Raw genomic sequence first — 26,153 nt, 5'->3', positions numbered from 1 at the left:
GCCTGCCCCGATCCCTTGCGAGGAAGTCATCCATGCCTGTCTTTCCCGTCGCATTGCTCCAGCCGCTGGTCGCGCATCTCTTGCCCTCGGCCATCCACGCGCACGGCGCCGACCTGCAGATCGAGCTGGCGCCCTTCGTGCTCGGTGGCGTGCCGGTGCGTACCGCGATCCGTCTCGATGGCGTGAGCCTGCCATCGCCAAGCCTGGAAGGACTGGCAGGCCGGCGCCTGCTGTTCCCGCTCAACCCGGAGCCCGGCTATATCGACGGCTCGATCTACGTCGACGGCCGCCATCACGCGGTCGACGTCAGCGAACTGCGCTTCGGCGAACTCGACCCGCACGGCCTGCCCGTGACGCTAGAAGGCTGGATTCATTTCGACGACGGCGCCCGCTTCGACGACACCCCGCTAAGCCTGGCCGCCCGCATTGCCCGCCCGCTGTCGGAGCCGGAGCTCGACGCATTGATCGACAACACCGCCGCCGAAGCCGGTATCGCTACCGCGCATCAGTCCGGCAAGGTGATGGCCGCACTGAGCCGCAACCCCCGCCTGCGCCATGCCGACATGGCACTGCTGCATGCGCGCGTGCAGGCCCGGCTGCTGATCGCCGAAGCCAGGAAGGCGCGATGACCGGCGGATTGCTACACTGACTGGCAGGGAGAGTCCGACGCACCGCCGGGATTCGGTGCCGGCAACTCCTCCGCCGACCCAGTAGCAAGGACGCACCATGCAACCCCTCCACGGCCAAGGTTTTCTCCTTCGTCCCTTTCGCTATACCGACGTGCCGCAGTTCGTGGCGGCCGTGCACGAATCGCTCGACACGGTGGGCAAGTGGCTGCCGTGGTGCCGTGCGGGCTATTCCGTGCGCGATGCCGAGAGCTGGGTCGACATGTGCACTGAGAACATGGGCATCGGCGAGGCCTACGATGTCGGCGTGTTCGCGCTGGACGGCAGGGAGTTGTACGGGGGCGTCTCCATCAACCAGATCAACCGGGACTACAACTTCGCCAACCTGGGTTACTGGATCCGCCAGAGCCGGCAGCGGCAGGGGCTGGGCGCGCGCGCGGCCGACCTGATGGCCTGCTATGGCTTCCACCGGCTCGGGCTGACGCGGCTGGAGGTGGTCGCCGCGGAGCACAACGTGGCGAGCCGCGCCGTGGCGGAGAAGATCGGCGCGCAGTTCGAATGCATCGCACGCAACCGGCTGGTGCTGCACGGCGTGCCGTGCGCGGCGGCGATGTATTCGCTGGTGCCGCCGTGGTACCGCAATGCCGGCCCGGCCGCGGGCAAGGAGACCTGAAACGAAGGGAAGCTGTCTGTGCCAGGCCATCGAATACGAGATCGGCCAGCTCGACAGCTTGCGCCCGTCAACCCTTGGTGATGGCAAACGCGTAGGTGCGCTCATCCTGCCGCGGCGTCACCTTGTATCCCTTCTTCGCCGCCCAGACATTGATCTGGAAATAGAGCGGAATCACGCCATAGTCCTTGATCCCGATTTCCGTGGCCTCCTGCAGCAGCTTCTCGCGGGCACGATCGTCGATAGTGGTCAGCGCGGTGGTCAGCTTGGCGTCCAGCGCCGGGTTGCTGTAGCGCCCGCGGTTGGATGCGCCCCAGCCCTTGGCCGGGTCATAGGTTGCCAGCAGCGACTTCAGCGACGATCCCGCTTCACCGGTATCCGCGCCCCATCCGGCCAGCAAGAGGGAGAACTCCAGCTTGTTGGCGCGCGTGAAGAAGGTGGCGGACGGCATGGCCTCCACCTTGGCCTGGATGCCGATGCGCGACAGCATGGAGGCGATGGCCTGCGCGACCTGTTCGTCGTTGACATAGCGGTTGTTGGGCGCGTGCAGCGTGAGCTGGAAGCCGTCCGGGTAGCCGGCGTCGGCCAGCAGCTTCTTTGCGCCTGCCGCATCGAAGGTGTCGGGCCTGAGGCCCGGCACGTAGCCGAAGAGCGTGGAGTTGACCAGCTGGCCGGTGGGTTCGGCGGCGCCTTCCATTACGCGGTCGACGATGGCCTGGCGGGAGATGGCGTGCGAGATCGCGGCGCGTACGCGCGGGTCTTTCAGCGGGTTCTTCGCCAGCGGCTTGCCGGCCTTGTCGGTGACGAAGGGCGTGACGTCGCGGTTGGTGTCGAGGTGCAGGTACATCATGCGGAAGGTGGACACCTTGAACACGCTCACGCCGGGATCGGCCGAGAGCTTGCGGATATCCGACGTGGGCACGTTCTCGATGACCTGCACGTCGCCGGCAAGCAATGCCGCGACGCGGGGCGCGTCGTTGGTGAGGATGCGCAGCGAGACCGTGTCCCATTCCGGCTTGTTACCCCAGTAGGCTTCGTTGCGGGTCAGTTCCACGCGGTCGCCCTTGCGGAAGCTGGCGAACTTGTAGGGGCCGGTGCCCACCATCGCGCGGCCGCTGTTGAAGTCTTCGCCGGTGGCGTTCTCGGCGACCTTCTTCGATACCATGTAGATGGTGGACAGGTCATTGGGCACCAGCGGGTAGGGGCCGTGGGTGGTGATGCGCACGGTCAGCTTGTCGACCGCGACGATGTCCTTGAAGCCCTTGGTGTAGATGGTGTACGGCGAGGGGCTGTTCTTGACCGTGGCGGGGCGGTTCAGCGAGTAGACCACGTCGGCCGAGGTGAACTCGCTGCCGTCGTGGAACTTCACGCCGGGGCGCAGCTTGATCTCCCAGGTAGTGTCGTCGACCGGCTTCCACGATAGCGCCAGCGCCGGCTTGAAGCGCATCCTCTCGTCCTTGGCAATCAGGGCTTCGAACATATGCTCGGCCACGTTCGCGTTGGGCGTGACGTTGTGATAATGCGGGTCCAGCGAGGTGATGTCCCCGGACAGGCCGATGGTGAGGCCCGCGGCAAAAGCAGTCGGGGAGAGGGCGGCGCAGGCAAGGCTCGTGGCAAGCGCTGCGGCGCCGAGGGCGCGGCGGATGATGGTCATCGATTTGTCCCTGGTAGGCGCGATGCGCAAGATGCGCAAGATGCTGTGCGGGGATTGTCGGGAGTCGCAGACATCCATGTCAAGGCGGGCAGACCCGCAGCGCCGGATGCACCGGCGTGATGCGGCCATGCACAGCCGGCGTGCCGTTTCGCCGCAAGTTTTCCCTGCTGTGTGGCACGAACGGGCCGAGTGGCACGCCGCAAAACGGCGCAACTGTTCCTGTGCGGCCTGACAGTCGCGCCGTATAGTGGATGCCGCATCCACTCCGCCAGCGGCACCGCTCATCCATGCTGAAGATTCTCGGAAAGGCCTCCTCCATCAATGTGCGCAAAGTGCTTTGGTGCTGCGACGAACTCGGCTTGCCGTTCGTGCGCGAGGACTGGGGTTCTGGCTATCGCGCGACGGATAGCGCGGAATTCCTCGCGCTGAATCCGAACGCCATGGTGCCGGTGATCGACGACGATGGCTTCGTGCTGTGGGAGTCGAACTCCATCATCCGCTACCTGGCGTCGCGCTACGGTGATGGCACCCTTTACCCAGGCAACGCGCGGGAGCGCGCCCGGGTGGATCAATGGATGGACTGGCAGGCGACGGAGCTGAACAACGCGTGGCGCTACGCTTTCATGGCGCTGGTTCGGCAATCGCCGTTGCACCGGGACGAGCGGGAGACCGCTCGCTCCGTTGCCAGCTGGTCAAGGCATATCGGCATCCTGGAGCGGCAGCTTGCAGACACCGGCGCCTATGTCGCCGGCGAGCGCTTCACGCTCGCCGACATCCCGATCGGCCTGTCGGTGAACCGCTGGTATGCCACGCCGCTGGCGCACCCCGCCTTCCCCGCGGTGGCGGCCTATTTCGAGCGGCTCGGCGCGCGCGAAGGATTTGCGCGGCACGGCAGCAACGGGATTGCCTGAGGCCCGGAGCGAGGGCTGCGCCCCCGTTCGCGCGCTCCAGGGCGCGCTCAGAACGTCGTTCGCACGCCCAGCTTGACGCTGCGACCTGGCAGCGGCGCAATATCGCGCAGGATCGAGGTGGCCATGCGCGCATCCTGGTTGGTCAGGTTGTCGCCGCGCAGGTAGACCAGGGTCTGGGATCCCGCCACCTTGAACTTGTAGGTGATGGACACGCCGAGCAGGGTGTAGGCATCGGTGGGCGTGTCATTGGCGGGCACACGGGTTTGCCGGGCCGCGTAGGTCACGTCAGCGCGCGCCCCCCAGGGGCCGGCGCCATAGACCAGCGAGCCGCCCAGGCGCAGCGGCGCCAGCCTCGGCAGCGGCTGGCCGGTGCTGCGGTTCTCGCCGCGCACGTAGTCGGCGCGGGTTTCCAGGTCAAGGGTGTCGCTGCCGGTCAGCAACTTCTGCGCCACGCGCGCCTTGCCTTCGGCCTCGAAGCCATACATCGTGGCCGGCACGCCCATGTACTGCATCACCGGCAGCGCGCCGGCGCTGCCGGGTGTCACGAAATCGCCTTCCGCGTCGCGTGCCGTGCCGGTGTTGGTGAGCGCCAGGTAGTTCGAGAACCGGCTGTAGTAGCCGGAGATGCCGGCGCTGTGCGGACCGGACTTGAAGCGCACGCCCAGGTCCAGCGAGGTGGCGCGTTCCTTGGCGGCGTTGGGGTCGCCTTGCTCCCATGAGCCGGTGGCCAGGTGGGGGCCGTTGGCGTACAGCTCGTAGAAGGTGGGAGCGCGCTCGGTGTAGGCCAGATTGCTGGTCAGCGACCAGGCCGGCGCCAGCTTGTAGAGCAGGCCGGCCGAGGCGCTGCCGGCGTTGAAGCTGCGGCTGGCGTCGGCGAAGCGGTCGTTGCCGTTGGCGTAGGATTTCAGGCTGGTGTGGTCCATGCGGCCGCCCAGGTTGAGCTTGAGGTCGCCGTCGGCGGTCAGCGGCATTTCCTCGAAGACGAACAGCGCGGCATTGTCGGTATCGGTGGTCGGCACGAAGGCCTCCTCGCCGAGCGCCGAGAAGCGGGTCGAACCGAACTGGGTGCCGATCACGCCCGTCATGTTGCCGATGCGCGCGTGCTTGGCCTCGAAGCGCGCATCCCAGCCGTTGTTCTTGAAGATGGTGCCGGTCTGGCCCCCCTCGATTTCCTTGTGCTCGTAGTCGGTATAGCTGAACTTGCCCTTGACCGATTCGATAAAGCCGCCGGTATTGGCCGTCAGGTTGCGAGCCTCGCCCTCCAGCGCGAAACGTTGCTGGTGCATCTGGAGGCGCACGTCGTCCTCGGCCGGCGTGCCGTATGCGTTGTGGTACTCGCTGTAGTTGGCGCCGACGAAGCCGTCGGCCCAGGTGTAGGAGCCGCCCAGCGAGCCGCCTTGCTGCTGCGAACTGGTGTTGGGCAGGCGGCCGTAGGCTTCGCTTTCGCCGTCCGGGAGCGGCTGGCTGTTGCGCAGGGCGGCGCTGCGGGCGTAGCCGGGAATGTGCAGGTCGCTGGTCTTGCGCACGAATGCATCGGCGTGGATGGCAATCTGGCCGTTGCCGGCCTCGATCAGGCCGCTGGAGTTGCGCGCGACGTCGCCGCCGGCGGTGGCGCTGGCTTCGACAGCGCCGCCGATGCCCTCGATCGGCTCCTTGGGAATGCGGTTGTCGATGACGTTGACCACGCCGCCGATGGCGTTGCCGCCGTACATCAGCGCGGCCGGGCCGCGCACCACCTCGATGCGCTCGGCCACCAGCGGGTCGAGCGCCACGGCGTGGTCGTTGGACAGCGTGGAAGCGTCGATGGTGCTGCCGCCGTTCTGCAGCACCTTGATGCGGTCGCCGTCCAGGCCACGAATGATCGGGCGGCTGGCATTGGGGCCGAAGTAGCTGGAGGAAACGCCCGGCAGCTTGTCCAGGGTGTCGCCCAGCGTGCTGCCCTGGCGCACGGTGAGGGCATCGCCGCCGAGGGAGGAGACCGGCGCCACCAGGTCGGTGAGCTCGCTGCCCAGCGGGTTGGCGGTGACGACCACCTCGCGCAGGGTGGCCGAAGGCGCCGGCGTTGCCTCGCTGGCGGGGGCAGCGGCAGGTGCCGGGGCGGCGGGGGCGCCTTGCGCGAAGGCGCCGGTGGAAACGGAGGCGGAGGCGATCAGGGCCGCAATGGCGGCGAGCGGCGTGCGCCGCACGCGGTGTTCTTGTTGGAGGCGGAAAGACATGGCTCGCGGTATTCTTGGATGCTATCGAACGCTGGGCGCTGGCATGCGAGCGCCGGCCATGCGCCGCCCGGCGCGAATTGCGCTGGGCGGCGGCGGGCAGGGCGGTTCGCAAGCGTGGCGCGTTGCGTCAGGCGGCGAGCGGAGGCAGGGTGGCCGCCGCCCGGGGTTCAGGCTTGAGCGTGAACGGCCGGGGGTGCGCGCGAGCGGAAAGGCTGGGGATGCTGCAGGTCCGGCCGGCGCCAGCCGACGCTGAACGGAACCGGCGATTGCAGGTGCGTGAGCGCCGGCATGACCGGCGCGCCGCAATGGCTGGCGGCCACTGTGGCGCCATCGAACAAGACGCAGAAGTGTCCTGCCAGCTTCAGCGAGAAGGGCTGGCCGGGGTCGGCGGCCTGGATCGCGCCGGTGCCGGAGGCCGTGACAGCGGTGCCGTCTTGGCCAGCGTCAAACTCGCCGTTACTGGTGTTCGCCTGCTGTGGCGGGCTGAGCAGCCCGCCGTGATGGATGCGGTGCGTCAGGCCGGCATGCTGGGCCAGCAGAAGGCACAGCGCCAGCCATAGCGCCGGCCACAGGCCGAGGCCGCGGGCGCGGCGGCGCTGCAGGCGTTGCCAGAGCGGCAGGGCGTTAGTGCCCATGCCCGCCGCGACCGTGCATGTGGTGATGACCGTGGTCATCGCAACCGCAGTCCTCACCATGCTCGTGGTCGTCGCCTTCGTCCAGGCCGTCATCCCAGCTCGGGAACGGGTCGGGGTACTGCGCCCAGGCGTCGGGGCCGTCCGCCATTTCGGCATCGGTCAGCAAGCAGGCATCGAGCAGGGCCTCGAGCGCGGGGCGGTCGAGATCCTGGCCGATCAGCACCAGTTCCTGGCGGCGGTCGCCATAAGGGGCGGGTTTGCCGTCCACCGTCATGTCGGCTAGCAGTTCGGCGCGGCCTGCTTCGTCGTCCGGCCATTCGGCCGGATCCAGCGCGGCCCACCAGGCGCCGGCGCCGCCGTGGCGGCATACGCCGCCGGCCTGGCCCCAGGTGCCGGCCGCGTGCATGCGCGTGGCCAGCCAGAAGAAGCCCTTGGAGCGCAGCACATTGCCATGCTCGCGCAGCCACTCGGTATGGATCAGGTCGGCAAAGCGCTGCGGATGGAAGGGGCGGCGGCGGCGGTAGACAAAGCTGCCGATGCCGTAGGCTTCGCTCTCCGGCACGTGCTCGCCGCGCAGTTCGGCCAGCCAGCCCGGTGCCGCGGCGGCGGCATCGAAGTCGAAGCGGCCGGTGTCGAGAATGCTGTCCAGCGGCACTTCGCCGAAGCTCGCCGGTACGATGCTGGCGCGCGGGTTGAGCGAATGCAGGATGCCGGCGAGGCGCTGGCGCTCGGTCTCGCTGACGAGGTCGAGCTTGTTGAGCACGATCACGTCGCAGAACTCGACCTGCTCGATCAGCAGGTCCACCACCGTGCGGTCGTCCTCCTCGTCGCGGGCCTGGCCACGGTCCTGGAGAAAATCGGCTTCGTTGAAATCCTGCAGGAAGTGGGCGGCATCGACCACCGTCACCATGGTGTCGAGGCGGGCGATGCTGTCCAGCGCCACGCCGTGCTCGTCCTCGAAGGTGAAGGTTTCGGCGATGGGCAGCGGCTCGGCCACGCCCGTCGACTCCACCAGCAGGTAATCGAAGCGGCCCTCGCGCGCCAGTTTGCCGATCTCGGTCAGCAGGTCCTCGCGCAGCGTGCAGCAGATGCAGCCGTTGGTCAGTTCGATCAGGCGCTCGCCGGCCTGCGCCAGCATGCCGTCGCCAAGCAGCCGGGCATCGATGTTGACATCGGCCAGGTCGTTGACGATGACAGCCACCCGCTTGCCTTCGCGGTTGGCCAGTACATGATTGAGCAGGGTAGTCTTGCCGGCACCGAGGAATCCGGACAGCACGGTGACGGGCAGGCGATCGGCCATGGCATCGAGGCGCGCCGGGGCAGGGCGGCACGCGTTATTGCAACAAAGTTGCGACTGTATCAGAAAGCGGTCGGGAAAGCAGGCAATTCAAGGCGCGTTGGCCGCAAGAATCCCGCCGTTCCTAATGATAGGCCCGTGCCTGTGACACCACAAAGGCGAAAGGCGAAAGGGCGCCGCATCCGGCCAGCGGCATGCGCCCAAACAAAACGGCCCGGAGAACCGGGCCGTCGGGCAGCGCGGGCAGGCTGCGGATCAGTCGCCGAACAGCTTCTGGCGCAGTTCGCGGCGCTGCTGGGCTTCCAGCGAGAGCGTGGCGGTGGGGCGCGCCAGCAGGCGCGGCACGCCGATCGGCTCGCCGGTTTCCTCGCACCAGCCGTAGTCGCCGGATTCGATGCGGGCCAGCGATTGCTCCACCTTCTTGAGCAACTTGCGCTCGCGGTCGCGCGTGCGCAGTTCCAGCGCATGCTCTTCCTCGATGGTGGCGCGGTCGGCCGGATCCGGCACGATGACCGTTTCGCGCAGATGCTCGGTGGTCTGATCGGCGTTCTTCAGGATATCGTCGCGCAGCTGCTCAAGGCGATGTTTGAAGAAGGCGAGTTGCGCCTCGTTCATGTAATCCTTGTCGCCCATCTTCAGGATTTCAGCTTCAGTCAGAAGTTTATTGCTGCTCATGGTTGCTGCTGATTCTCTTGTTGGTGCGACCGGCGGCGTCTTGGTCCGCTCGGGTGCAGTGTCCGGCCGCTTGCGCGGTGCGGACGTTTCGCTCTGGCTGGCTGCAGTCTTGCTGCTTTGCGTGCCTCCCTTGGCCTCGCCCGCACCGGCGTGCGCCGTACTGCCGCGGGGAGCAGGCGCAGCCTCCATGGACTGCGCCTTCAGCGTCTCGGCCGCAGCGCTGCTGCTTTTGCTGCGGCTTTCTTTCGTTTTCGTTGCGGCTACCATGGGACACCTCTCTCTCGCGTCGATCGATGACGGCGCGTGACGGGTGCCCCAAGCGGAGGGCGGTCTCCGCATCAAGCACTGCGACCGCACCTGCCGGCAGCCCGCCTCATGCTGACGACGACCGCCGCCCTGCATTGCGGGCGCCATGACCAAAAGACAAAAGGCTACGTTACCCGCACTAAATCCAGCCTATTGTACTTGAACAAAAAATTTGGAGATATGGGAGAAAAGCGGGGAGTTTTCCCTGATATCTCCGCCTCCCTCCGGTGGAGGGGGGCGCCAGGGCGGGCGGCGGGGTCCGGCGGGCTCAGGCCAGGCAGGTGGCCAGGCCCTTCAGGATGGCGTCCTTGGGCAGGTCCACGCCGATGAAGACCATTTTGGTGCCGGGGGTTTCATCGCCCCATTTGGCGCCGATATCGCTGCCCATCAACTGGTGCACGCCCTGGAAGACCACTTTCCGGTCCACCGCGTCCATATAGAGCACGCCCTTGTAGCGCAGCAGCTTTTCCCCGTAGACCGACAGGATGCCGGACAGGAATTCCTCCAGCTTGCCGTAGTTGAAGGGTTTTTCGCTACGGAAGACGAAAGAGCCGATGCGGTCGGTGTGATGGTGATGGTGGTGGTGGTCGTGCTTGTGGCCGTGGCCGTGATCGTGGTGGCCATGGCCGCAGTCGTCGCCGCAATGCTCGCCGTGGGCGTGCTCGTGCCCATGGTCGTGATCGTGCTCTTCGGCCTCGGCGCGCAGGAAATCCGGGTCGATTTCCAGTTTTTCGTTCAGGTTGAAGCCGCGCAGGTCGAAAATGGTGTCGATCGGCGCTTCGCCGAAATGCGCCGTGCGCACGGGCGCGCGCGGGTTCATGTGCAGCAGGCGGTGGCGCAGGTCGCCGATGTCGTCTTCCGCCACCAGGTCCGCCTTGGTGATGAAGATGGCGTCGGCAAAGCCGACCTGGCGCTGCGCCTCTTCCTGTTTGTCGAGTTGCTGGTTGGCGTGCTTGGCGTCCACCAGGGTGATCACGGCGTCGAGCAGGTAGCGCTGGGCGATCTCGTCGTCCATGAAGAACGTCTGGGCCACCGGGCCGGGGTTGGCCACGCCGGTGGTTTCGATCACCACCCGGTCGAAATCGATTTCGCCGGCATCGCGCCGGGTCATCAGTTGCGACAGCGCCGCCACCAGGTCGCCGCGGATGGTGCAGCAGATGCAGCCGTTGCTCATCTGCACGATCTGTTCGCGGCCATCCTGCACCAAAATCTCATTGTCGATGTTTTCTTCGCCGAACTCGTTTTCGATCACGGCGATCTTCATGCCGTGCTGCTCGTTCAGGATGCGCTTGAGCAGGGTGGTCTTGCCGCTGCCGAGGAAGCCGGTCAGGATGGTGACCGGGGTCAGTTTGGACATTGTTTTCTCCGGGAAGGGATGCCGCTTGGCCTGTCGTGTGCGCGGGCAAGTGTGGCCAGGATAACTTCGTTCTTGTGTGGGGCAGGCAAGCAGCCCCCTCGCTCAGCCTTGCCGGCCATGGGTGCGTGCGCCGCATTCGGCGCAAACGCCGTTGACGGTGAGTTCCACGTGCTCCACGGCAAAGCCGCTGGGCACCTTGGGCGCGGCCTGCGCCGGCGCGCTGACGCCGTCCAGGCAGAAGGTGCGGTCGCAGCGGTTGCAGTGGAAATGGCTGTGCTGCCGGTGCACTTGCGCGCGGGCTGCCTCGTGCTCGACCAGGCTGAAGCGGAATACGCGGTCGTGGCCGGCCCGCTTCTGGGCCAGTCCCTGCTCGACCAGCCAGTCGAGCACGCGGTAGACGGTCACGCGGTCGATCGCTTCGCCGTCGGCCGGCATGCGGTCGATCACAGCCTGGTGGGTCAGCGGCTCATTGCTTTCCATCAGGCAGGCCAGGATGCCAAGGCGCGGCTGGGTCACACGGGCGCCCAGTTCGCGCAGGCGCTCGTGGGCGGCGTCCAGGGTGCCCGGCGCGGGTGTCATGGCGGAGGTAGGCATGTCCTGGGTGGGGGAGGGGCTGCTGCTCATGGACCGATTTAACCATAGCGTCACAGGTGATGCAATTCAGTTGCGTCAACTCGGTGATGCTTGATGCCTTTGCCGCCGCCCGCCTGCTTTGCGTCTATCATCGCCAGCAGGCGGCACGCGAGGCGCAAGGGCAAGCATGGGCGCCGCAGACCGGCCGAATTTCCGGAGATTCCGAGGAGACCTGAATGCAGAACGATGCCAGCGCCCTGCTGTTTCCCAATTTCGAGCCTTTCCGCATGCAGCTTGGCGAGGTCGCCATCGCTGGCGTGCGGGGCGGCTCGGGCCCACCCCTGCTGTTGCTGCACGGGCATCCGCAGAGCCATCTGATCTGGCACAAGGTGGCGCCGGCGCTGGCCGACCGTTTCACCGTCATTGCCACCGATCTGCGCGGCTATGGCAGCAGCAGTGCGCCGCCGGGCAACACCGGCCACGAGAACTACAGCAAGCGCGCGATGGCGCAGGACCAGGTGGAGGTGATGGCGCGCCTGGGCTTTAACGTCTTCGCGCTATGTGCCCATGACCGCGGCGCCCGCGTGGCGCATCGCTTGTGCGTGGACCACCCCGGTCGCGTTTCGCGCGCCATGCTGCTCGACATCGCCCCTACGCTGGCCATGTACGAACGCACCAGCATGGCGTTTGCCGCCGCCTATTGGCACTGGTTCTTCCTGATCCAGCCGGCGCCGTTCCCGGAGACGCTGATCAATGCCGAACCGGAGTTCTACCTTAACAAACTGATGGGCCTGCGCCACGCCGGCCTGAGTCCCTTCGTGCCCGACGCGATGGCCGCCTACACGGCGGCCATGCGCGATCCGGCCCATGTGCACGCCATGTGCGAGGATTACCGTGCGGCCGCCACCATCGACCTGGACCACGACCGCGCCGACCGCGCGGATGGCCGCCAGATCGATTGCCCGCTGCGCGTGCTGTGGGGCGAGCACGGCGTGGTGGCGCGCTGTTTCGAGCCGCTGTCGCTGTGGCAGGAGGTGGCGAGCGATGTCAGCGGCCGCGGGGTCCCATGCGGGCACTACATCCCCGAGGAAGCGCCCGGGGTGCTGCAGGAGGAAATGCTCGCATTCTTCTGTTGAGCCAGCTCAAGACCTGTCTGTGGCGCTTTGGGTACATTTGGTGTGCCGCGGCAAAGAAATGTCTTAGCGGGTATTTCCGGATATTTGCCACTTTTCGACATTGCTAGCATTGCGCTCCGGTCGCGCGGCCCAAGCCGCGCCGGCCGTATGCGCTGCGCCCGCGTCATGGTCGGCGCCGCCGCCCCGATCGGGCCGGTGGCGCAGGGGTGGCCGCGCCCGACAGGGCGCGCCACTCCGGCCGGGGCAGTGCCGAGACGGGAACAGAAGGGTATCCAGGAGAAAGCATGAAACGAGTTGCACAGTTTGTGGCTGCCGCGCTGACGGTCGGCGTGATGGGGATGCATGCGGGCGCGCAGGCACAGGAGTTCCCGGGCGGCAAGCCGGTCTCGGTGGTGGTGCCGTTCGCCGCGGGCGGCCCGACCGACAAAGTGTCGCGCGAGCTGGTCATGATCATGTCCAAGCACCTGGGTACCACGATGGTGATCGAGAACCTGGGCGGCGCGGGCGGCACCATCGGCGCCAAGAAGGTCGCGCAGGCCAAGGGCGATGGCTACACCATCCTGATCCACCATATCGGCATGTCCACCGCGCCGGCGCTGTACCGCAACCTCGGTTTCGATCCGCTCAAGGACTTCGAAACCGTGGGCGAGATCGCCGACGTGCCGATGGTGATGATCGGCAACAAGAACCTGCCGCCCGCCAGCTTCAAGGAACTGCTGCCCTATATCAAGGCCAATGCCAGCAAGCTGTCGATGGCCAACGCCGGCATCGGCTCGGCCTCGCACCTGTGCGGCCTGCTCTTCCTGAGCGCGATCCAGACCGACCTGACCACGGTGCCCTACAAGGGCACGGCGCCGGCGCTGACCGATATCCTGGGCGGCCAGGTCAACCTGATGTGCGACCAGACCACCAATATCGCCGGCCAGCTCAAGGCGGGCGCGCTCAAGCCGTACGCCGCCATGCAGAGCCGCCGCGTGGAAGCCTTCAAGGACATCCCGACGGCCGCCGAGCAGGGCCTGCCTGGTGTCGAAGTGAAGATCTGGCACGCCATGTACGCGCCCAAGGGCACGCCCAAGCCGGTGGTGGACAAGCTCTCCGCCGCACTGCAGAAGGCCGTGACGGACCCGAACTTCCGCGCCAAGATGGCCGAGCTGGGTGCGGAGGCGGTGCCCGCCCAGCGCGCCACGCCCGATTCGCTGAAGGCCTTCCTGTCGGCGGAAATCGGCAAGTGGAGCCCGGTGATCAAGAAGGCCGGCGTCTACGCGGACTGATTGCCGCCACCCGCGGGGTGCAAGCCCCGGATGCAGAAAAGGCCACGCGCGATGCGTGGCCTTTTTGCTTTTTCATCCCCCGGCTTGCCGCGTGCCCGCGCTTGCTGTGGCCGCCTCGTCTATATTGATCTGGTTGCTTTCGGTCCGGCAGGGGGCGCCAGGGATGGCCGGCGCGGTGGCCCTTGAATTCGGCCGCCCCCGTCGCCACCTACGTCCAAGACATATTCTCGCGAAGGCACCATGGAACAGTATCACGGCACTACCATCGTCAGCGTCCGGCGCGGCAACCAGGTTGCAGTCGGCGGTGACGGCCAGGTCACTCTTGGCAATATTGTGATGAAGGGCACCGCACGCAAGGTGCGGCGCATCTACAACGGCAAGGTACTGGTCGGCTTTGCCGGCAGCACCGCGGATGCCTTCTCGCTGCTCGATCGCTTCGAGGCCAAGCTGGAGAAGTACCAGGGCAACCTGACCCGCGCCGCCGTCGACCTCGCCAAGGACTGGCGCTCGGACCGCGCGCTGCGCCGGCTCGAAGCCATGCTGATCACGGCCGACCGCGACACCACCCTGGTGATCACCGGTAACGGCGACGTGCTCGACCCCGAGGGCGGCGTGGCCGCGATCGGCTCGGGCGGTGCCTACGCGCAGTCGGCGGCCAAGGCGCTGGTGGAGAACACCGAGCTTTCGCCCAAGGACATCGTGGAGAAGTCGCTGGGCATCGCCGGCGAACTCTGCATCTACACCAACACCAATTTCGTCATCGAGACGCTGGAATGAGCGTCGGACGGCCGCGCAGTCCCTTGACGCGCGGCCGCCTGGGACCGGGGGCCGCCGCGCTCCGGCCCGTCTTCCACTGAACGGATACCATGTCGCATACCATGACCCCGTCGGAAATCGTTTCCGAACTCGATAAGCACATCATCGGCCAGAACAAGGCCAAGAAGGCGGTAGCGGTCGCGCTGCGCAACCGCTGGCGCCGGCAGCAGGTGGAAGAGCCCCTGCGTCAGGAAATCACGCCCAAGAACATCCTGATGATCGGACCGACCGGCGTCGGCAAGACCGAGATCGCGCGCCGCCTGGCCAAGCTGGCCGATGCGCCGTTCATCAAGATCGAGGCCACCAAGTTTACCGAGGTGGGCTACGTGGGCCGCGACGTCGACACCATCGTGCGCGACCTCGCCGAGATGGCGGTCAAGCAAGCCCGCGAATCCGAAATGAAAAAGGTGCGCACCAAGGCCGAGGAAGCCGCCGAGGACCGCCTGCTCGACGTACTGCTGCCGCCGCCGCGCGATATCGGCTTCAACCAGCCCGAGGAAAAGGATTCCAACACCCGGCAGGTGTTCCGCAAGAAATTGCGCGAAGGCCAGCTCGACGACAAGGAGATCGAGCTCGAGGTTTCCGCCGGCTCGCCCAATATGGACATCATGGGCCCGCCGGGCATGGAAGACATGACCGAGCAGATCCGCACCATGTTCGCGGGCCTCGGCCAGGGCAAGAAGGCGCGCCGCAAGATGAAGGTGCACGAGGCCTTCAAGCTGCTGATCGACGAGGAAGCCGCCAAGCTGCTCAATGACGAAGAGGTCAAGCACAAGGCGGTCGCCAATGTGGAGCAGAACGGCATCGTGTTCCTGGACGAGATCGACAAGATCGCCAGCCGCAGCGAACTGGGCGGCGGCGAGGTGTCGCGCCAGGGCGTGCAGCGCGATCTGCTGCCGCTGGTCGAGGGCACGACGGTCAACACCAAGTACGGCATGATCAAGACCGACCACATCCTGTTCATTGCCTCGGGTGCTTTCCACCTGTCCAAGCCCAGCGACCTGATCCCCGAGTTGCAGGGCCGCTTCCCGATCCGGGTCGAGCTGGAATCGCTGTCGGTTTCCGACTTCGAAGCCATCCTGACCCAGACCGACGCCAGCCTGACCAAGCAATATCAGGCGCTGCTGAACACCGAGCAGGTCCAGCTGGTGTTCGCGCCGGACGGCATCCGCCGCCTGGCCGAGATTGCTTTCTCGGTCAACGAGAAGGTCGAGAACATCGGCGCGCGCCGCTTGTACACGGTCATGGAGCGGCTGCTGGAGGACCTGTCCTTCCACGCCACCAGGTCCTCGGGCGAGACGGTCACCATCGATGCGGCCTATGTGGACGAACGCCTGGGCGATCTCGCCGGCAACGAAGACCTGTCGCGCTACGTGCTGTAGTCGATAGCAGTCAGCATCAAAAAGGGCGCATCACGGTGCGCCCTTTTTGTCGCTTGCTGCGTCCGTTCAATGCGCGTGCACATGCCCCGCCGGCATCGGCGCGGTCAGTTCCAGTTCCGCCGCAGGCGTTTTCAGCTCACGCAGGCTCTGGCCGTCGGCGGGGATTTGTGTCCACTCGGTGCGGCCGTCCTCGCACTCCTGCACCACCGGAAAATACAGCTTGCCAGCCTGCTCCGGCAGCTTCATCAACATCACGAACTCATCGAAATGCGCGTCGGCCAGCGAGCCGGCGAACCACCGCAGCGTGCGCACGTCCTCGCTCACGGTCTTGCCGTGCGAGGTATAGGGCTTGGCCAGCGGCGCGCGCTTCACCTCCAGTTGCCAGCCTGCCTTGGGTTGTGGGTGGGCGCCTTGCACGCCTTCCGGGATCGTCACGGTAATGGCGCGCGTGGCGCTGCCGTTGCAGCCGTGGCCCACCATCAGCGCACCCTTGAAGTAGCTGCCGGCGGTGGCGGTCTTCTGCTCGAACACGATGTGCGCGAGCGCTGCGGGAGCCCAGCTTGCGCCGAGCGAGGCCAGCGCGATGGTTACTGCGGGCAGCAGGCGGGATGCGGTCATGTGGATTCTCCTGGGAAGCGCGCCAGTCTAGCGCCGATGGCGCTCCTCGGCGCTGCGGCGGAGCGCCGCAGGGCTGTGTGGCCCGGGAATCATGTCGGATTTGTCTTACGCGGCTTTCGGAGCGTGACACCTGATTGTGGGAAGGGCCTGTACGTACTCTGTATCTACGGTGTGGGCAAACGCGGATCGCACCAGGCAGGTGCCTGGCGACCAGGCCGCTTTCCACAATATTCCGCCACTGAAAAGGAGCACGACATGATGAAGAAATGGCTGAGCGCAGCAGTGTGTTCGATGATGTTTGCCGGCCCTGCCGCCTTCACGCTGGCGCATGCCGCACCAGCAGGTTCCAAAGCGGACTACGACGCGGCCGTGAAAACCGCTAACGCCAACTACAAGGCTGCACGCGCCCGGTGCAACAGCCTCAAGGACAACGCCAAGGACGTTTGCGTGAAGGAAGCCAAGCGCGACGAAGACGTGGCCAAGGCCAACGCCGAGGCCGTCCGCGATGGCACGGAAAAGGCGCGCGCCAAGGCGGACAAGGTCAAGGCGGATGGCGACTACAGCGTGGCCAAGGAAAAGTGCGACGACAAGAAGGGCAATGACAAGGACGTGTGCGTGAAGGAAGCCAAGGCTGCCCACGAGCAAGCCCTCGGCGTGGCGAAGGTCGAGAAGGCTGCCGCTACCGGCACCAGCACGGACGTAGCCGAAGCGCGCGCCGATGCCAGGAAGGACACAGTGGAAGCCGCCTACAAGGCTGACAAGGAAAAGTGCGATGCCATGTCCGGCGATGCCAAGGACAAGTGCCAGGCCAACGTGAAGACCAAGTACGCCAAGTAAGTCATAGCCACGCGCGTAATGCCCGATCAGCCCGTCTGCGGGCTGATCGCGGCAGACACGAACCAGGAGTCGACCATGAATTGGGATCAGATCGCAGGAAAGTGGGATCAGGCCAAGGGTAAGGTGAAGGAGAAGTGGGGCCAGCTCACCGACGACGACCTTATTCAGATCCAGGGCAAGCGGGATCAGCTTGCCGGCCGGATTCAGGAGCGCTACGGCTATACCAAGGAGCGCGTGGAAGATGAGCTGAAGGCGTGGGAGCGTGACACACGCTGGTAAAGCTTAAAAAAGTAAAGATAAAAAGACAAAAGTAAAGCAGGTAAGCATTCGTAAGCGCACTGGTGCGCACAGCGATGCAATGCCAAAGTGGCGGCCAGCTCGGTCCAATGAGCGCAGCCGGCCGGTTACCACCCGCCGCGATGCATGTCCGGCGGGTTTTCAGCGGCGCGGCGCCGGTTCCGCGAGTCACGGAATCCCGACCGCTCCCAAGCGGATTCGCGAATTCGCCGCCACCGCCGCTCACAGGCCGCATCCACCCACTCACAAACCAACCAGGCAGGAGAACCGAAATGAAACGCGAGCTACTGTCTTCGTTCGGGGTGCTGTGCGGCCTCGCCGCCGCAACCGTGTTCCTGTGCGCGCGCCCGGAGGCGGCGCCCGCGCTGCGCCAGTCGGGCGCGTCCGTGGCGCTCAAGCCTGCCGTGCACACTCGCGCCGCCCCGCAAGCTGCGGTGGAACTGGCGGTGCAGGCCGGCGACCTGGGCTCGCGTGCCGATCGCCATGCCAGCGACGCCCTGCGCGTGGCCGAGCAAGCCGCCGGCCGGGAGGACGATCTGGACTGGGACTACGTGCAGTTGCGCCTCTGAGCGCGGGCAGCGGCGAGCCGCTGCGCAAGCGGCCGCCGTGCGACTGGCGCTAGCGGACGCCAGCGGACGTTAGCGGACGTTAGCGGACGTTAGCGCGACACTGGCCGCTTGCCCAGTTTGCGCTGCAGCGTGCGCCGGTGCATGTTGAGCGCGCGCGCGGTGGCGGAAATATTGCCGTCGTGCTCGGCCAGCACGCGCTGGATATGCTCCCACTCCAGCCGTGCCACCGATAGCGGCACCGGCTCCTCCATGGCGGCTTCGGCCGCGTCTTCCGATACCCCTGCCATCAGCGCCGTCAGGATCGAATCCACATTGGCCGGCTTGGCCAGGTATTCGTCAGCCCCATGCTTGACCGCCGCCACCGCGGTGGCGATGCTGGCGTAGCCGGTCAGCACCAGGATGCGCGCATCGGGCAAGGCGGCCCGCAGCGGGGCGACCAGTTGCAGGCCGGACTCCGCCGGCGCGGTGCTGCCGGCTTCCGGCGGCGCGCTCAGGTGCAGGTCCAGGGTGATATAGGCAAACGGCGTTTGCGCGGCGAGTGCCAGCGCCTGCTGGCGGTTGTGCGCGATCTGCACCGCATAACCGCGGCGCGTCAGCGCGCGCGCCAGCGCGCCGGCGAAGACGGCATCGTCGTCGACGACCAGGAAGGGCGCGCCGTCGCTGGCGCCGTCGGCGGCGGGATTATTGAGGGCGTCGGTCATCGCGGATTCGTTGTCAGGGGTGAGGCAAACGGAGCGGCATCCGGGAAGGATGCCGCAGAGGGGGCGGGCAGGCGCAGTTCGGCCACGGTGCCGCCTTCGTGATGGTCGTGCCAGGCCAGCCGCCCTCCCATTTGCTGGGCGGCACTTTGCGCCAGGTACACGCCGATGCCCTGGCCGCCGTGCATGCTGGCCACCGGGGCTTCGCCCAGCCGGGCGCGTTGCGACGGCGGGATGCCGAGGCCGCGGTCGGTCACGCGGAACGTCAGCGCAGGCAGCGCGCCGTGGTTCTCCAGGGAGATGGCCAGGCGCAGCGGAATCTGCTCGTGCCCCGCGGCCAGCTGGCTGCGCGCGGCGTTGTCCAGGAGGATGGTCAGGATCTGCCCGACGCGCGCGGCCTCGACCGGCAGCGCGGCTGCCTCGCCGATGGCATTGGCTTCGAGGCGGGCATGCGGGTGGCGCAACTGCCAGCGCTCGACGTAGCCGTCCAGCCACGCATCGATGCGCTGCGGCGCCGCGGTCTCGTGGTCGTCGCGCAGGCGCGCCAGGATCGACTTGCACAGCTCCAGCTGCTGTTCCATGGTCTGCAGGTCCGGCAGGTAGGCGGACACCCGCGTGCCGCCCAGGCGCGGGTCCGCGGCATCGGCGCGCAACTCGCCGGCGATGACCGCCAGCGTGGCCAGCGGCGTGCCAATCTCGTGGGCGACCGCGGCGGCCTGGTCGTTCAGCGCTTCGACGCGCGCGTCGCGCAGCAACTGCTCGCGCGCCAGGTTGAGTTCGGCATCGCGCTGGCGCAGCACGCCGGACAGCCGCGCCACGAACACCGCGATCATGGTCGCGCTGGCGACGAAGTTGAGCCACATGCCCGCCAGGTGGTAGTTGACGGCATTGTCCGGGTTGCGCAGGTTCAGCGGCACATACTCGATCAGCATCAGGCTGTAGCAGGCCATCGCGTAGACCGCGAGCGCGATCACGTTGCGCCACGGCAGGATGGCGGCCGCGATTGCCAGGCCCGGCAGGTAGAACGACACAAAGGGATTGGTAGCGCCGCCGGTGAAGAACAGGTTGGCCGACAGCGCCGTCAGGTCGACCATCAGCTGGCCCATCAGCTCTGCGTCGCTGGGCATGGTGCCGCGGCCGCCATGCATGCGCATGCGCAGGCCCGTCAGCAGGTTGAACACCGCTTGCAGGGAGAGGATCGCCAGCAGCGGGCTGTATGGCAGGATCACGCCGGCCACTGCCTCGCAAGACACCAGCAGCACCGACTGCCCGCCCATCAGCGCCCAGCGCAGCCAGAACAGGCGGCGCAGGCTCATGAGGTTGTGGCGCACCGGGGCAAAGCCCGCAGTGTGGCTCGTGGCGGGGCCGGGGTGGGAGGTGGCCGTGTCTGGCGGCACGGCTGCGGTGGTATCCATGCCGCGAGTTTAACAACGACAAGGGCCGGGCCCGCCCTGTGCGACACCGTGCCGCATTGGTCGGCGGCCCAGGCGCTGCCAGACTGGCCGGTTAGCTGCGGGGCTTGCCGCCTGGCTCGCACCGCCATGGACGACATGGTCTAATGATTCCTTTGTGAAGTTCAGTGGAGATGATCCCGATGCAAGCCAGATTCCTCGCCGCGGTGCCCGCCGCCCTGCTCGCCGCGCTGTGCTCGAACGCCGCTTTCGCCCAGGTCGACGTCAGCAACGCCTGGGCGCGCGGCACCGTGCCGGCGCAGACCGCCACCGGCGTCTTCATGACCCTGCATGCCCACGAGCCCGCCAAGCTGGTCGGCGTGAGCACGCCGGCGGCCGCCACGGCCGAGGTCCATGAGATGAAGATGGATGGCAACGTGATGCGCATGCGCGCCATCGGCGCGCTCGACCTGCCGCGCATGCAGGATGTCGAACTCAAGCCGGGCGGCTATCACGTGATGCTGATGGGCCTCAAGGCGCCGCTGAAGAAGGGCGATACCGTGCCGCTTACGCTCAAGATCGAACAAGGCGGCAAGGTGATCGAGCAGAAGGTCGACGCCGAAGTGCGCGACCTTGCTGCCGCGGCGCCTGCCGCCAGCTCGCACGGCGACCACAAGCACTGAAGCGCTACGGGCGGCCAGGCAGCCCGGCTGCTGCCTAGCTGCGCAGGCTGATCGCGTCGTCGGGTTCGTCCCCGGCGGCCACCGCCATGACGCGCTCGCGCAACCAGCTATGGCCGGGATCGGCGTCGGTGCGGTCGTGCCAGATCAGGCTGAAGACAAAGCCCGGCAAAGGGAAGGGCGGATCGAACACCGCGAAGCGCGGGTCCTCCTCGAACGCGGCCAGGCTGCGGCGCGCCGTGGTCAGGACCAGGTTGGTGCCGGCAATCAACGCCGGTGCCACGCTCCAGTGGGGCAACACGCAGGCGATCTTGCGCCGCCCGCCGACCTTGGCCACGGCGGCATCGATGGCATCCACGCGCTCGCTGTGGGCTGCCACCAGCACATGCGAGCGGGCCAGGTAGGCGACCTGATCCAGCTTGCCCAGGCCGCGCACCGTGGCCGCGTCCACCATGCAGGCATAGGTTTCTTCGAACAGTTCGGTACTGCGCACGCCTTCCGGCGTCTGCGCGAACACGCCCAGCGCCAGGTCGATCTCTGCGTCGGCCACCTTGGCCGTCATGGCCTCGCGGCTGGCCTGGCTGACCACCAGGTCGATCCCCGGTGCGATCTTGCGCACCGCGCGCAGCAGGCCGGGCAGCAGTGCCATGGCGCCGTAGTCGGACATGGCCAGGCGGAAGCTGCGGCGCGCCGTGGCGGGCTGGAAGCCGGACGGCCCCAGCAGGATGCGCACCTGCGCCAGCGCCTCGGCCAGCGGCCCCGCCAGTTCATGGGCGCGCGCGCTGGGCACCAGGCCACCCTGGCCGCGCACCAGCAGCGGGTCGTCCAGCAACTGGCGCAGGCGGCCCAGCGCATGGCTGACGGCGGGCTGGCTCAGGTGCAGCCGCAGCGCCGCGCGCGAAATATGTCGTTCGGCCAGCAGTGCTTCCAGCACCACCAGCAGGTTCAGGTCGATACCGCGTAGATCATTCATGCGGCGCATATTAACGCTATGAAACGAGAATTGGAAATTCGCGGCGCAATATTTCACACTGGGGGCATCAAATTTGTCCGCATGGAGATGCCCCGATGCCAGGAATCAGTAACTTTTCGCCGGCACTGACCGGCCTCATCCCCGTACTGGTGGCCATTGCATCCGGGGCGGTGATCCCCTTCCAGGCGGGCGCCAATGCCATGCTCGGGCGCAGCCTGGGCCACCCGCTGTGGGCGACCGTGGCCTCGCTGCTGGTCAGCCTGATGGCGGTGCTGCCGCTGCTGTTGCTGCTCAGGGCGCCCATGCCGGCGCTGGCGCTGGCGGCGCGCGGGCCGGCCTGGATGTGGGCAGGCGGCGTGGCGGGCGTGTTCTATATCTCGGCGGCGCTGGTGCTGGCCCCGCGCCTGGGCGCCGGCGGCTTTATCGCGGCGGTGGTGGCGGGGCAAATGGCGGGGGCCTTGCTGCTCGACCAGTTCGGCCTGGCCGGCTTCGCGGTGCGCGCGGTGACGCCGGGACGTCTGGCCGGCGCCTTGCTGGTGGTACTGGGCGTGGTGGTGATGCAGTTCGCCGGGACCGGCGCGGCCAGCCCGGCGCCGGCAGCCAGCTAATCAGGCCGGGCCGCCGGCCTCCTCGCGGCGGCGGCCCAGGCACGCCGGGCACAGGCAGTGCTGGCCCGGCACGATGCGCCGGGCGGGCAAGAGCGGCTGGCTGGCGCACCAGCATTCCGGCAGGCCGGCGGCGTAGCCGCACACAAAGCCGGCGCCGCAAGCGCTGCAATGCTCGACCGGGCGCAATTGCCCCGTCAGCACCGTGGCGGGATCGCTCACGGATTGTCCTTGGGCGGCTCGTCGTCCAGGCCCAGCCGGCTCATGGCCGCGCGCATCAGCCGCATCTGGGCCGAAAAATGGGTGCAGGCGTCGCAAATGGCCAAGTGGCCGCGCATGCGCACGCGTTCGATCCAGCTGAGCGGGCGGTCCATGCCTTCCATGGTCAGGCGGTGGATCTCGCGGCAGTTCGGCAGCAGGGAGTCTCGTGGTGGCGTATCAGACATGGCTTCCTTTGGTCGGGCAGGCGGTCATGCCTTTTGCCCGAACCAGTTCAGTTCCAGGCACTCGCGCAGGCGCATGCGGGCGCGGTACAGCATGACCCATGCATTGGTCGTCGTGATCTCCAGTTCCTGACAGATTTCTTCGGTTTCCAGTTCCAGCCATTCCCGCATCATGAAAATCCGGCCAATCTTGGCTGGCAGCTTGTCCACGCAAAGCTGCAGGATCTCGAAGAACTCGCGACGCTCCAGCGTCCGGTCGGGGTTGCCCCAGTCGGAAGGCGGCGTATGGTAGTGGCCGTTCTTGGCGAACAGGGCGTCGAACGCGTCGATATCCGACTGGGCTTCGCCGTCCTCGTCGCCGCCGAGCGCCAGGCGCACTTCGCGCCGGCCGCTGCGCAGCGTATCGATGATCTTGTGCTTGAGGATGCCGATCAGGTAGGTCTTCAGCGCGGACTGGCCGCTGAAGCGCTCCGGGTGCTCCAGCGCGGCCACCAGGGTGTCGGAGACGGTATCCTCGGCCAGCGCCTGGTCACGCAGTTGCAGCCGCGCGAAGCGCAGCAGATGGGGGCGCAGGGCGTTAAGATCGTCGGGGTGCAGGCTCATTTTTCTTGCCGCTGTCCGGTGGTGGGAAACTGTCAGCCGACTGTTGCGTGGATAGGACGCCATGGTGCGCCGCAGTACGCATGCACCGGTTTTGCGCCACTGCCGCACCAGCGTCTGCACGCGTGCGGCGCGGTTTCTTGTAAAATCGGCGCCTGCCGCGGCCGGATGTGGTCAATGCGGGGTCTGGAATGCCTGGAACCCGTTGCCCACCGCCGGTCAGAATTGCCATGATACCTGTTGAATCTCACGGATGTCCCTTGCCATGAACGCCGACACCCCTGGGCCTGCCGCTACCGCGGTGGCCGCAATTGCCCCAGCCCTCAAGGCCGAAATCCTCGCCGAGGCGCTGCCCTATATCCGCAAGTTTCACGGCAAGACCATCGTCGTCAAGTACGGCGGCAACGCGATGACCGAGGAAAAGCTCAAGCACGGCTTCGCGCGCGACGTGATCCTGCTCAAGCTGGTCGGCATGAATCCGGTCGTGGTCCACGGTGGTGGCCCGCAGATCGACGAAGCCCTGAAGAAAGTCGGCAAGGTCGGCACCTTCATCCAGGGCATGCGCGTCACCGATGAAGAGACCATGGAAGTGGTCGAATGGGTGCTGGGCGGCGAAGTGCAGCAGGACATCGTCATGCTGATCAACCAGTACGGCGGCCAGGCCGTGGGCCTGACCGGCAAGGACGGCGGCCTGATCCGCGCCAAGCGCCTGAAGATGCCGGACCGCGAGAATCCCGGCGCCTTCATCGATATCGGCTACGTGGGCGACATCGAAGCGATCAACCCGGCCGTGGTCAAGGCGCTGCAGGACGATGCCTTCATCCCGGTGATCTCGCCGATCGGTTTCTCCGACGACGGCCAGGCCTACAACATCAACGCCGATGTGGTGGCCGGCAAGATGGCAGAGATCCTCAAGGCCGAGAAGCTGGTGATGATGACCAACATCCCGGGCGTGATGGACAAGTCCGGCAACCTGCTGACCGACCTCTCGGCGCGCGAGATCGAGGAACTGTTCGCCGACGGCACCATCTCCGGCGGCATGCTGCCGAAGATCTCGTCGGCGCTGGACGCGGCCAAGAGCGGCGTCAATTCGGTGCACATCATCGATGGCCGCATCGAACATTCGCTGTTGCTCGAAATCCTGACCGAACAAGCGTTCGGTACCATGATCCGTTCGCACTAGAACGCATCTCCCGGCAGCGCGCGCCGCGCGCTGCCGCCTCACCCCCCTCTTTCCTTCCCGCGTGCCATCTACTTCCCCGCCCTTGCGCCGCAGCCTGCGCGGTGCGCGCCGACGCCGCCCCGCGGGCGACAATTCCGGCCGCACGGTCTGGCTGTTCGACCTCGACAACACGCTGCATGACGCGTCGCACGCGATCTTTCCCGCCATCAACCAGTTGATGACGGCGTATGTCGCGCGCGTGCTGGGCAGCGACGAGGCCACCGCCAGCGAGGTACGGGTGAAGTACTGGCAGCGCTATGGCGCGACCCTGCTCGGCATGATCCGCCACCACGGCGTGGATCCGGCCGACTTCCTGCGCGCCGCGCATGATTTCCCCGAACTGGCGGAAATGGTGCGCGTGCGGCGGGGCCTGGCCGGCCACCTGCGCCGCTTGCCGGGGCGCAAGATCCTGGTGACCAACGCACCGGCGCAATATGCGCGCGCCGTCATGCAGGTGGCCGGTATCCAGCATTGTTTTGAGCGCGTGGTCGCCATTGAGGACATGTGGGTGCATGGACACCTGCGGCCCAAGCCGGACCGCCGCATGCTGCGCCGCCTGCTGGCCCAGCAAGGCGTGGCGCCGCACCGGGCGGTGCTGGTCGAGGACACGCTGTCCCACCTCAAGCGTTATGCCGGCACGGGCATTCGCACTGCCTGGGTGACGGGCTACCTGCGCACGCTGGCGCCATCGCGCCCGCACGATGTGCCGATGCCAGCCAGCGCGGCGGCGGGCGGCGTCAGCGGCGACGCCGTGCTGCGCAGCACGCTGGACGCCGAGGACCGGCAGCATGCCGGGCACGCCGCGCAAGAGCATTCGGTGACGCTGGTGGCGGCCGAGACGCAGGACCCGCCGTCGCGGCCGCAAGGCAAGACGGCGCCGCAAGCGTTGCCGGCATCGGCGCCGCGCGTGCGGGCGCGCATCGTAAATCGCCCCGGTTATGTGAACGTAAAAGTACAATCCATGCATCAACTCCAACGACGAATTCGGAGAATAGGGTCATGATGCACAGTAACGGGCGCCCATCGGGTGCGGCTCCGGCCGCGGCCGGGCAGGGCGCAGGCGCGGACGGGGCGCCGGCACGCAAACGCCCGCGTCCGGGCGAGCGGCGGGTGCAGATCCTGCAGACGCTGGCCGGAATGCTGGAAGTGCCGCGCGGGGAAAAAGTCACCACCGCGGCGCTGGCCGCCAAGCTCAGTGTTTCCGAGGCGGCGCTGTACCGCCATTTCGCCAGCAAGGCGCAGATGTTCGAGGGCCTGATCGGCTTTATCGAGCAGACCGTCTTCGGCCTGATCAACCAGATCACTACCCAGGAAGAGCATGGGCTGCGCCAGGCGCATGCCGTGGTGCGCATGCTGCTGTCCTTCGCCGAGAAGAATCCAGGCATGACCCGCGTGCTGACCGGCGAAGCGCTGGTGGGCGAGCATGATCGCCTGCAGGAGCGCATCAACCAGTTGGTGGACCGCATCGAGGCCTCGCTGCGGCAGTGCCTCAAGGTCGCCATCACCCAGGGCGCGTTCCCGCCCGACGCCGACGTGCCGGTGCGCGCGGCGCTGATCATGGCGACCGTGCAGGGCCACTGGCATCGCTACGCCAAGAGCGGCTTCCGCAAGCTCCCGAGCGAGAATGCGGACGCGCAACTGCGCGTGCTGCTGGGCTAGGTGCCGCGGGTGGCCCCGCCCGGGGCCGCCTCTCCT

General features: G+C 67.0%; 29 protein-coding genes. 15 read left to right on the top strand and 14 right to left on the bottom strand.

The window, feature by feature from the left end; genetic code table 11:
- Positions 1-32 precede the first annotated feature (32 nt).
- Positions 33-629: a GatB/YqeY domain-containing protein gene (locus tag CF70_RS30310; RefSeq protein ID WP_035874408.1), complete on the top strand. Its 597-nt coding sequence runs from the start codon at positions 33-35 to the stop codon at positions 627-629.
- Between the two features lie 97 nt (positions 630-726).
- A complete protein-coding gene (locus CF70_RS30305) occupies positions 727-1,299 on the top strand; it encodes a GNAT family N-acetyltransferase (RefSeq protein ID WP_035874405.1) in 573 nt (190 codons plus the stop codon).
- A 67-nt stretch (positions 1,300-1,366) separates the two neighbouring features.
- Here the strand turns inward: CF70_RS30305 and CF70_RS30300 are convergent, their stop codons facing one another.
- Positions 1,367-2,950 (bottom strand): ABC transporter substrate-binding protein, encoded by a 1,584-nt coding sequence (locus CF70_RS30300; protein WP_035874484.1) that lies wholly within the window; start codon positions 2,948-2,950, stop codon positions 1,367-1,369.
- Positions 2,951-3,237: 287 nt separating this feature from the next.
- Between CF70_RS30300 and CF70_RS30295 the strand changes: the two genes are divergently transcribed.
- Complete coding sequence (locus CF70_RS30295) at positions 3,238-3,861, top strand: glutathione S-transferase family protein (RefSeq protein ID WP_035874402.1); 624 nt, start codon at positions 3,238-3,240, stop codon at positions 3,859-3,861.
- Positions 3,862-3,908: 47 nt separating this feature from the next.
- On the opposite strand, the gene CF70_RS30290 is transcribed toward CF70_RS30295, so the two are convergent.
- From CF70_RS30290 to CF70_RS30260, 6 genes are all read right to left on the bottom strand, one after another.
- The gene (locus tag CF70_RS30290; protein ID WP_035874399.1) at positions 3,909-6,077 is read right to left on the bottom strand and encodes a TonB-dependent receptor; all 2,169 of its coding nucleotides are present in this window, start codon (positions 6,075-6,077) and stop codon (positions 3,909-3,911) included.
- A gap of 167 nt (positions 6,078-6,244) precedes the next feature.
- Positions 6,245-6,712: a hypothetical protein gene (locus tag CF70_RS30285; protein ID WP_035874481.1), complete on the bottom strand. Its 468-nt coding sequence runs from the start codon at positions 6,710-6,712 to the stop codon at positions 6,245-6,247.
- Positions 6,702-8,012: a zinc metallochaperone GTPase ZigA gene (zigA, locus tag CF70_RS30280; protein WP_035874396.1), complete on the bottom strand. Its 1,311-nt coding sequence runs from the start codon at positions 8,010-8,012 to the stop codon at positions 6,702-6,704. The genes CF70_RS30285 and zigA overlap by 11 nt, the downstream gene beginning before the upstream one ends.
- A gap of 252 nt (positions 8,013-8,264) precedes the next feature.
- Complete coding sequence (gene dksA, locus CF70_RS30275) at positions 8,265-8,684, bottom strand: RNA polymerase-binding protein DksA (protein ID WP_035874393.1); 420 nt, start codon at positions 8,682-8,684, stop codon at positions 8,265-8,267.
- A gap of 574 nt (positions 8,685-9,258) precedes the next feature.
- A complete protein-coding gene (locus CF70_RS30265) occupies positions 9,259-10,347 on the bottom strand; it encodes a CobW family GTP-binding protein (RefSeq protein WP_035874388.1) in 1,089 nt (362 codons plus the stop codon).
- Between the two features lie 102 nt (positions 10,348-10,449).
- Positions 10,450-10,926, bottom strand: coding sequence for a Fur family transcriptional regulator (locus CF70_RS30260; RefSeq protein ID WP_152561961.1), 477 nt, complete (start codon positions 10,924-10,926; stop codon positions 10,450-10,452).
- Positions 10,927-11,156: 230 nt separating this feature from the next.
- On the opposite strand from CF70_RS30260, the gene CF70_RS30255 reads away from it, so the two are divergent.
- The 4 genes from CF70_RS30255 to hslU all read left to right on the top strand — a co-directional run bounded on the left by CF70_RS30255 (position 11,157) and on the right by hslU (position 15,525).
- Positions 11,157-12,056 carry an alpha/beta fold hydrolase gene (locus CF70_RS30255; RefSeq protein WP_035874384.1) on the top strand — a complete coding sequence of 300 codons (900 nt, stop codon included), beginning with the start codon at positions 11,157-11,159 and terminating at the stop codon, positions 12,054-12,056.
- 284 nt (positions 12,057-12,340) lie between these two features.
- On the top strand, positions 12,341-13,327 hold the full coding sequence (locus CF70_RS30250) for a tripartite tricarboxylate transporter substrate-binding protein (RefSeq protein ID WP_035874382.1): 987 nt from the start codon (positions 12,341-12,343) through the stop codon (positions 13,325-13,327).
- Between the two features lie 240 nt (positions 13,328-13,567).
- Entirely contained in the window at positions 13,568-14,104 is a 537-nt protein-coding gene (gene hslV / locus CF70_RS30245; protein WP_006162714.1) for an ATP-dependent protease subunit HslV, read from the top strand.
- Between the two features lie 89 nt (positions 14,105-14,193).
- Positions 14,194-15,525, top strand: a complete 1,332-nt coding sequence (hslU, locus tag CF70_RS30240; RefSeq protein ID WP_035874378.1) for an ATP-dependent protease ATPase subunit HslU — start codon at positions 14,194-14,196, stop codon at positions 15,523-15,525.
- Positions 15,526-15,591: 66 nt separating this feature from the next.
- Here the strand turns inward: hslU and CF70_RS30235 are convergent, their stop codons facing one another.
- Positions 15,592-16,143, bottom strand: a complete 552-nt coding sequence (locus CF70_RS30235) for a YcnI family protein (protein ID WP_051649244.1) — start codon at positions 16,141-16,143, stop codon at positions 15,592-15,594.
- A 255-nt stretch (positions 16,144-16,398) separates the two neighbouring features.
- Here CF70_RS30235 and CF70_RS30230 point away from each other — a divergent pair, with 255 nt between their 5' ends.
- The 3 genes from CF70_RS30230 (at position 16,399) to CF70_RS30220 (ending at position 17,846) form a co-directional block, all read left to right on the top strand.
- Complete coding sequence (locus CF70_RS30230) at positions 16,399-16,980, top strand: hypothetical protein (protein ID WP_035874375.1); 582 nt, start codon at positions 16,399-16,401, stop codon at positions 16,978-16,980.
- Between the two features lie 75 nt (positions 16,981-17,055).
- Positions 17,056-17,259, top strand: a complete 204-nt coding sequence (locus CF70_RS30225; protein WP_035874473.1) for a CsbD family protein — start codon at positions 17,056-17,058, stop codon at positions 17,257-17,259.
- 290 nt (positions 17,260-17,549) lie between these two features.
- The gene (locus CF70_RS30220) at positions 17,550-17,846 is read left to right on the top strand and encodes a hypothetical protein (protein ID WP_035874372.1); all 297 of its coding nucleotides are present in this window, start codon (positions 17,550-17,552) and stop codon (positions 17,844-17,846) included.
- 89 nt (positions 17,847-17,935) lie between these two features.
- Here the strand turns inward: CF70_RS30220 and CF70_RS30215 are convergent, their stop codons facing one another.
- Positions 17,936-18,547: a response regulator transcription factor gene (locus tag CF70_RS30215; protein ID WP_035874369.1), complete on the bottom strand. Its 612-nt coding sequence runs from the start codon at positions 18,545-18,547 to the stop codon at positions 17,936-17,938.
- A complete protein-coding gene (locus CF70_RS30210) occupies positions 18,544-19,959 on the bottom strand; it encodes an ATP-binding protein (RefSeq protein WP_035874366.1) in 1,416 nt (471 codons plus the stop codon). The genes CF70_RS30215 and CF70_RS30210 overlap by 4 nt, the downstream gene beginning before the upstream one ends.
- Before the next feature lie 179 nt (positions 19,960-20,138).
- On the opposite strand from CF70_RS30210, the gene CF70_RS30205 reads away from it, so the two are divergent.
- Positions 20,139-20,618: a copper chaperone PCu(A)C gene (locus CF70_RS30205; protein ID WP_035874363.1), complete on the top strand. Its 480-nt coding sequence runs from the start codon at positions 20,139-20,141 to the stop codon at positions 20,616-20,618.
- A gap of 34 nt (positions 20,619-20,652) precedes the next feature.
- Here the strand turns inward: CF70_RS30205 and CF70_RS30200 are convergent, their stop codons facing one another.
- Entirely contained in the window at positions 20,653-21,588 is a 936-nt protein-coding gene (locus CF70_RS30200) for a LysR family transcriptional regulator (RefSeq protein ID WP_035874360.1), read from the bottom strand.
- A gap of 95 nt (positions 21,589-21,683) precedes the next feature.
- Here CF70_RS30200 and CF70_RS30195 point away from each other — a divergent pair, with 95 nt between their 5' ends.
- Positions 21,684-22,196 (top strand): DMT family transporter, encoded by a 513-nt coding sequence (locus CF70_RS30195; RefSeq protein ID WP_035874356.1) that lies wholly within the window; start codon positions 21,684-21,686, stop codon positions 22,194-22,196.
- Here the strand turns inward: CF70_RS30195 and CF70_RS30190 are convergent, their stop codons facing one another.
- From CF70_RS30190 to CF70_RS30180, 3 genes are read right to left on the bottom strand one after another with little or no spacing between them, the layout of a single operon-like run.
- Complete coding sequence (locus CF70_RS30190) at positions 22,197-22,415, bottom strand: cysteine-rich CWC family protein (protein WP_035874353.1); 219 nt, start codon at positions 22,413-22,415, stop codon at positions 22,197-22,199.
- Positions 22,412-22,639, bottom strand: coding sequence for a zf-HC2 domain-containing protein (locus CF70_RS30185; protein ID WP_035874350.1), 228 nt, complete (start codon positions 22,637-22,639; stop codon positions 22,412-22,414). Before CF70_RS30185 ends, CF70_RS30190 begins: the two co-directional genes overlap by 4 nt.
- A 24-nt stretch (positions 22,640-22,663) precedes the next feature.
- The gene (locus CF70_RS30180; RefSeq protein WP_035874347.1) at positions 22,664-23,239 is read right to left on the bottom strand and encodes a sigma-70 family RNA polymerase sigma factor; all 576 of its coding nucleotides are present in this window, start codon (positions 23,237-23,239) and stop codon (positions 22,664-22,666) included.
- 262 nt (positions 23,240-23,501) lie between these two features.
- On the opposite strand from CF70_RS30180, the gene argB reads away from it, so the two are divergent.
- The 3 genes from argB (at position 23,502) to slmA (ending at position 26,117) form a co-directional block, all read left to right on the top strand.
- Positions 23,502-24,419 (top strand): acetylglutamate kinase, encoded by a 918-nt coding sequence (gene argB / locus CF70_RS30175; RefSeq protein ID WP_035874470.1) that lies wholly within the window; start codon positions 23,502-23,504, stop codon positions 24,417-24,419.
- A gap of 61 nt (positions 24,420-24,480) precedes the next feature.
- Positions 24,481-25,461: a pyrimidine 5'-nucleotidase gene (locus CF70_RS30170; RefSeq protein WP_035874344.1), complete on the top strand. Its 981-nt coding sequence runs from the start codon at positions 24,481-24,483 to the stop codon at positions 25,459-25,461.
- Positions 25,458-26,117, top strand: coding sequence for a nucleoid occlusion factor SlmA (gene slmA, locus CF70_RS30165; protein ID WP_035874342.1), 660 nt, complete (start codon positions 25,458-25,460; stop codon positions 26,115-26,117). The genes CF70_RS30170 and slmA overlap by 4 nt, the downstream gene beginning before the upstream one ends.
- Positions 26,118-26,153 lie beyond the last annotated feature (36 nt).

The sequence above is a fragment of the Cupriavidus sp. SK-3 genome (assembly GCF_000611145.1).
Taxonomy (GTDB): domain Bacteria; phylum Pseudomonadota; class Gammaproteobacteria; order Burkholderiales; family Burkholderiaceae; genus Cupriavidus.
Note: the sequence above shows the minus strand (reverse complement) of the source record. Positions and strands in the feature narration are given on the sequence as shown.

Excerpts from the sequence above, each read along its gene's own strand:
- CF70_RS30310 (WP_035874408.1), top strand. The coding sequence starts at position 33 with ATGCCTGTCTTTCCCGTCGCATTGCTCCAGCCGCTGGTCGCGCATCTC.
- CF70_RS30305 (WP_035874405.1), top strand. The coding sequence starts at position 727 with ATGCAACCCCTCCACGGCCAAGGTTTTCTCCTTCGTCCCTTTCGCTAT.
- CF70_RS30300 (WP_035874484.1), bottom strand. The coding sequence starts at position 2,950 with ATGACCATCATCCGCCGCGCCCTCGGCGCCGCAGCGCTTGCCACGAGC.
- CF70_RS30295 (WP_035874402.1), top strand. The coding sequence starts at position 3,238 with ATGCTGAAGATTCTCGGAAAGGCCTCCTCCATCAATGTGCGCAAAGTG.
- CF70_RS30290 (WP_035874399.1), bottom strand. The coding sequence starts at position 6,077 with ATGTCTTTCCGCCTCCAACAAGAACACCGCGTGCGGCGCACGCCGCTC.
- CF70_RS30285 (WP_035874481.1), bottom strand. The coding sequence starts at position 6,712 with ATGGGCACTAACGCCCTGCCGCTCTGGCAACGCCTGCAGCGCCGCCGC.
- zigA (WP_035874396.1), bottom strand. The coding sequence starts at position 8,012 with ATGGCCGATCGCCTGCCCGTCACCGTGCTGTCCGGATTCCTCGGTGCC.
- dksA (WP_035874393.1), bottom strand. The coding sequence starts at position 8,684 with ATGAGCAGCAATAAACTTCTGACTGAAGCTGAAATCCTGAAGATGGGC.
- CF70_RS30265 (WP_035874388.1), bottom strand. The coding sequence starts at position 10,347 with ATGTCCAAACTGACCCCGGTCACCATCCTGACCGGCTTCCTCGGCAGC.
- CF70_RS30260 (WP_152561961.1), bottom strand. The coding sequence starts at position 10,926 with ATGACACCCGCGCCGGGCACCCTGGACGCCGCCCACGAGCGCCTGCGC.
- CF70_RS30255 (WP_035874384.1), top strand. The coding sequence starts at position 11,157 with ATGCAGAACGATGCCAGCGCCCTGCTGTTTCCCAATTTCGAGCCTTTC.
- CF70_RS30250 (WP_035874382.1), top strand. The coding sequence starts at position 12,341 with ATGAAACGAGTTGCACAGTTTGTGGCTGCCGCGCTGACGGTCGGCGTG.
- hslV (WP_006162714.1), top strand. The coding sequence starts at position 13,568 with ATGGAACAGTATCACGGCACTACCATCGTCAGCGTCCGGCGCGGCAAC.
- hslU (WP_035874378.1), top strand. The coding sequence starts at position 14,194 with ATGTCGCATACCATGACCCCGTCGGAAATCGTTTCCGAACTCGATAAG.
- CF70_RS30235 (WP_051649244.1), bottom strand. The coding sequence starts at position 16,143 with ATGACCGCATCCCGCCTGCTGCCCGCAGTAACCATCGCGCTGGCCTCG.
- CF70_RS30230 (WP_035874375.1), top strand. The coding sequence starts at position 16,399 with ATGATGAAGAAATGGCTGAGCGCAGCAGTGTGTTCGATGATGTTTGCC.
- CF70_RS30225 (WP_035874473.1), top strand. The coding sequence starts at position 17,056 with ATGAATTGGGATCAGATCGCAGGAAAGTGGGATCAGGCCAAGGGTAAG.
- CF70_RS30220 (WP_035874372.1), top strand. The coding sequence starts at position 17,550 with ATGAAACGCGAGCTACTGTCTTCGTTCGGGGTGCTGTGCGGCCTCGCC.
- CF70_RS30215 (WP_035874369.1), bottom strand. The coding sequence starts at position 18,547 with ATGACCGACGCCCTCAATAATCCCGCCGCCGACGGCGCCAGCGACGGC.
- CF70_RS30210 (WP_035874366.1), bottom strand. The coding sequence starts at position 19,959 with ATGGATACCACCGCAGCCGTGCCGCCAGACACGGCCACCTCCCACCCC.
- CF70_RS30205 (WP_035874363.1), top strand. The coding sequence starts at position 20,139 with ATGCAAGCCAGATTCCTCGCCGCGGTGCCCGCCGCCCTGCTCGCCGCG.
- CF70_RS30200 (WP_035874360.1), bottom strand. The coding sequence starts at position 21,588 with ATGAATGATCTACGCGGTATCGACCTGAACCTGCTGGTGGTGCTGGAA.
- CF70_RS30195 (WP_035874356.1), top strand. The coding sequence starts at position 21,684 with ATGCCAGGAATCAGTAACTTTTCGCCGGCACTGACCGGCCTCATCCCC.
- CF70_RS30185 (WP_035874350.1), bottom strand. The coding sequence starts at position 22,639 with ATGTCTGATACGCCACCACGAGACTCCCTGCTGCCGAACTGCCGCGAG.
- CF70_RS30180 (WP_035874347.1), bottom strand. The coding sequence starts at position 23,239 with ATGAGCCTGCACCCCGACGATCTTAACGCCCTGCGCCCCCATCTGCTG.
- argB (WP_035874470.1), top strand. The coding sequence starts at position 23,502 with ATGAACGCCGACACCCCTGGGCCTGCCGCTACCGCGGTGGCCGCAATT.
- slmA (WP_035874342.1), top strand. The coding sequence starts at position 25,458 with ATGATGCACAGTAACGGGCGCCCATCGGGTGCGGCTCCGGCCGCGGCC.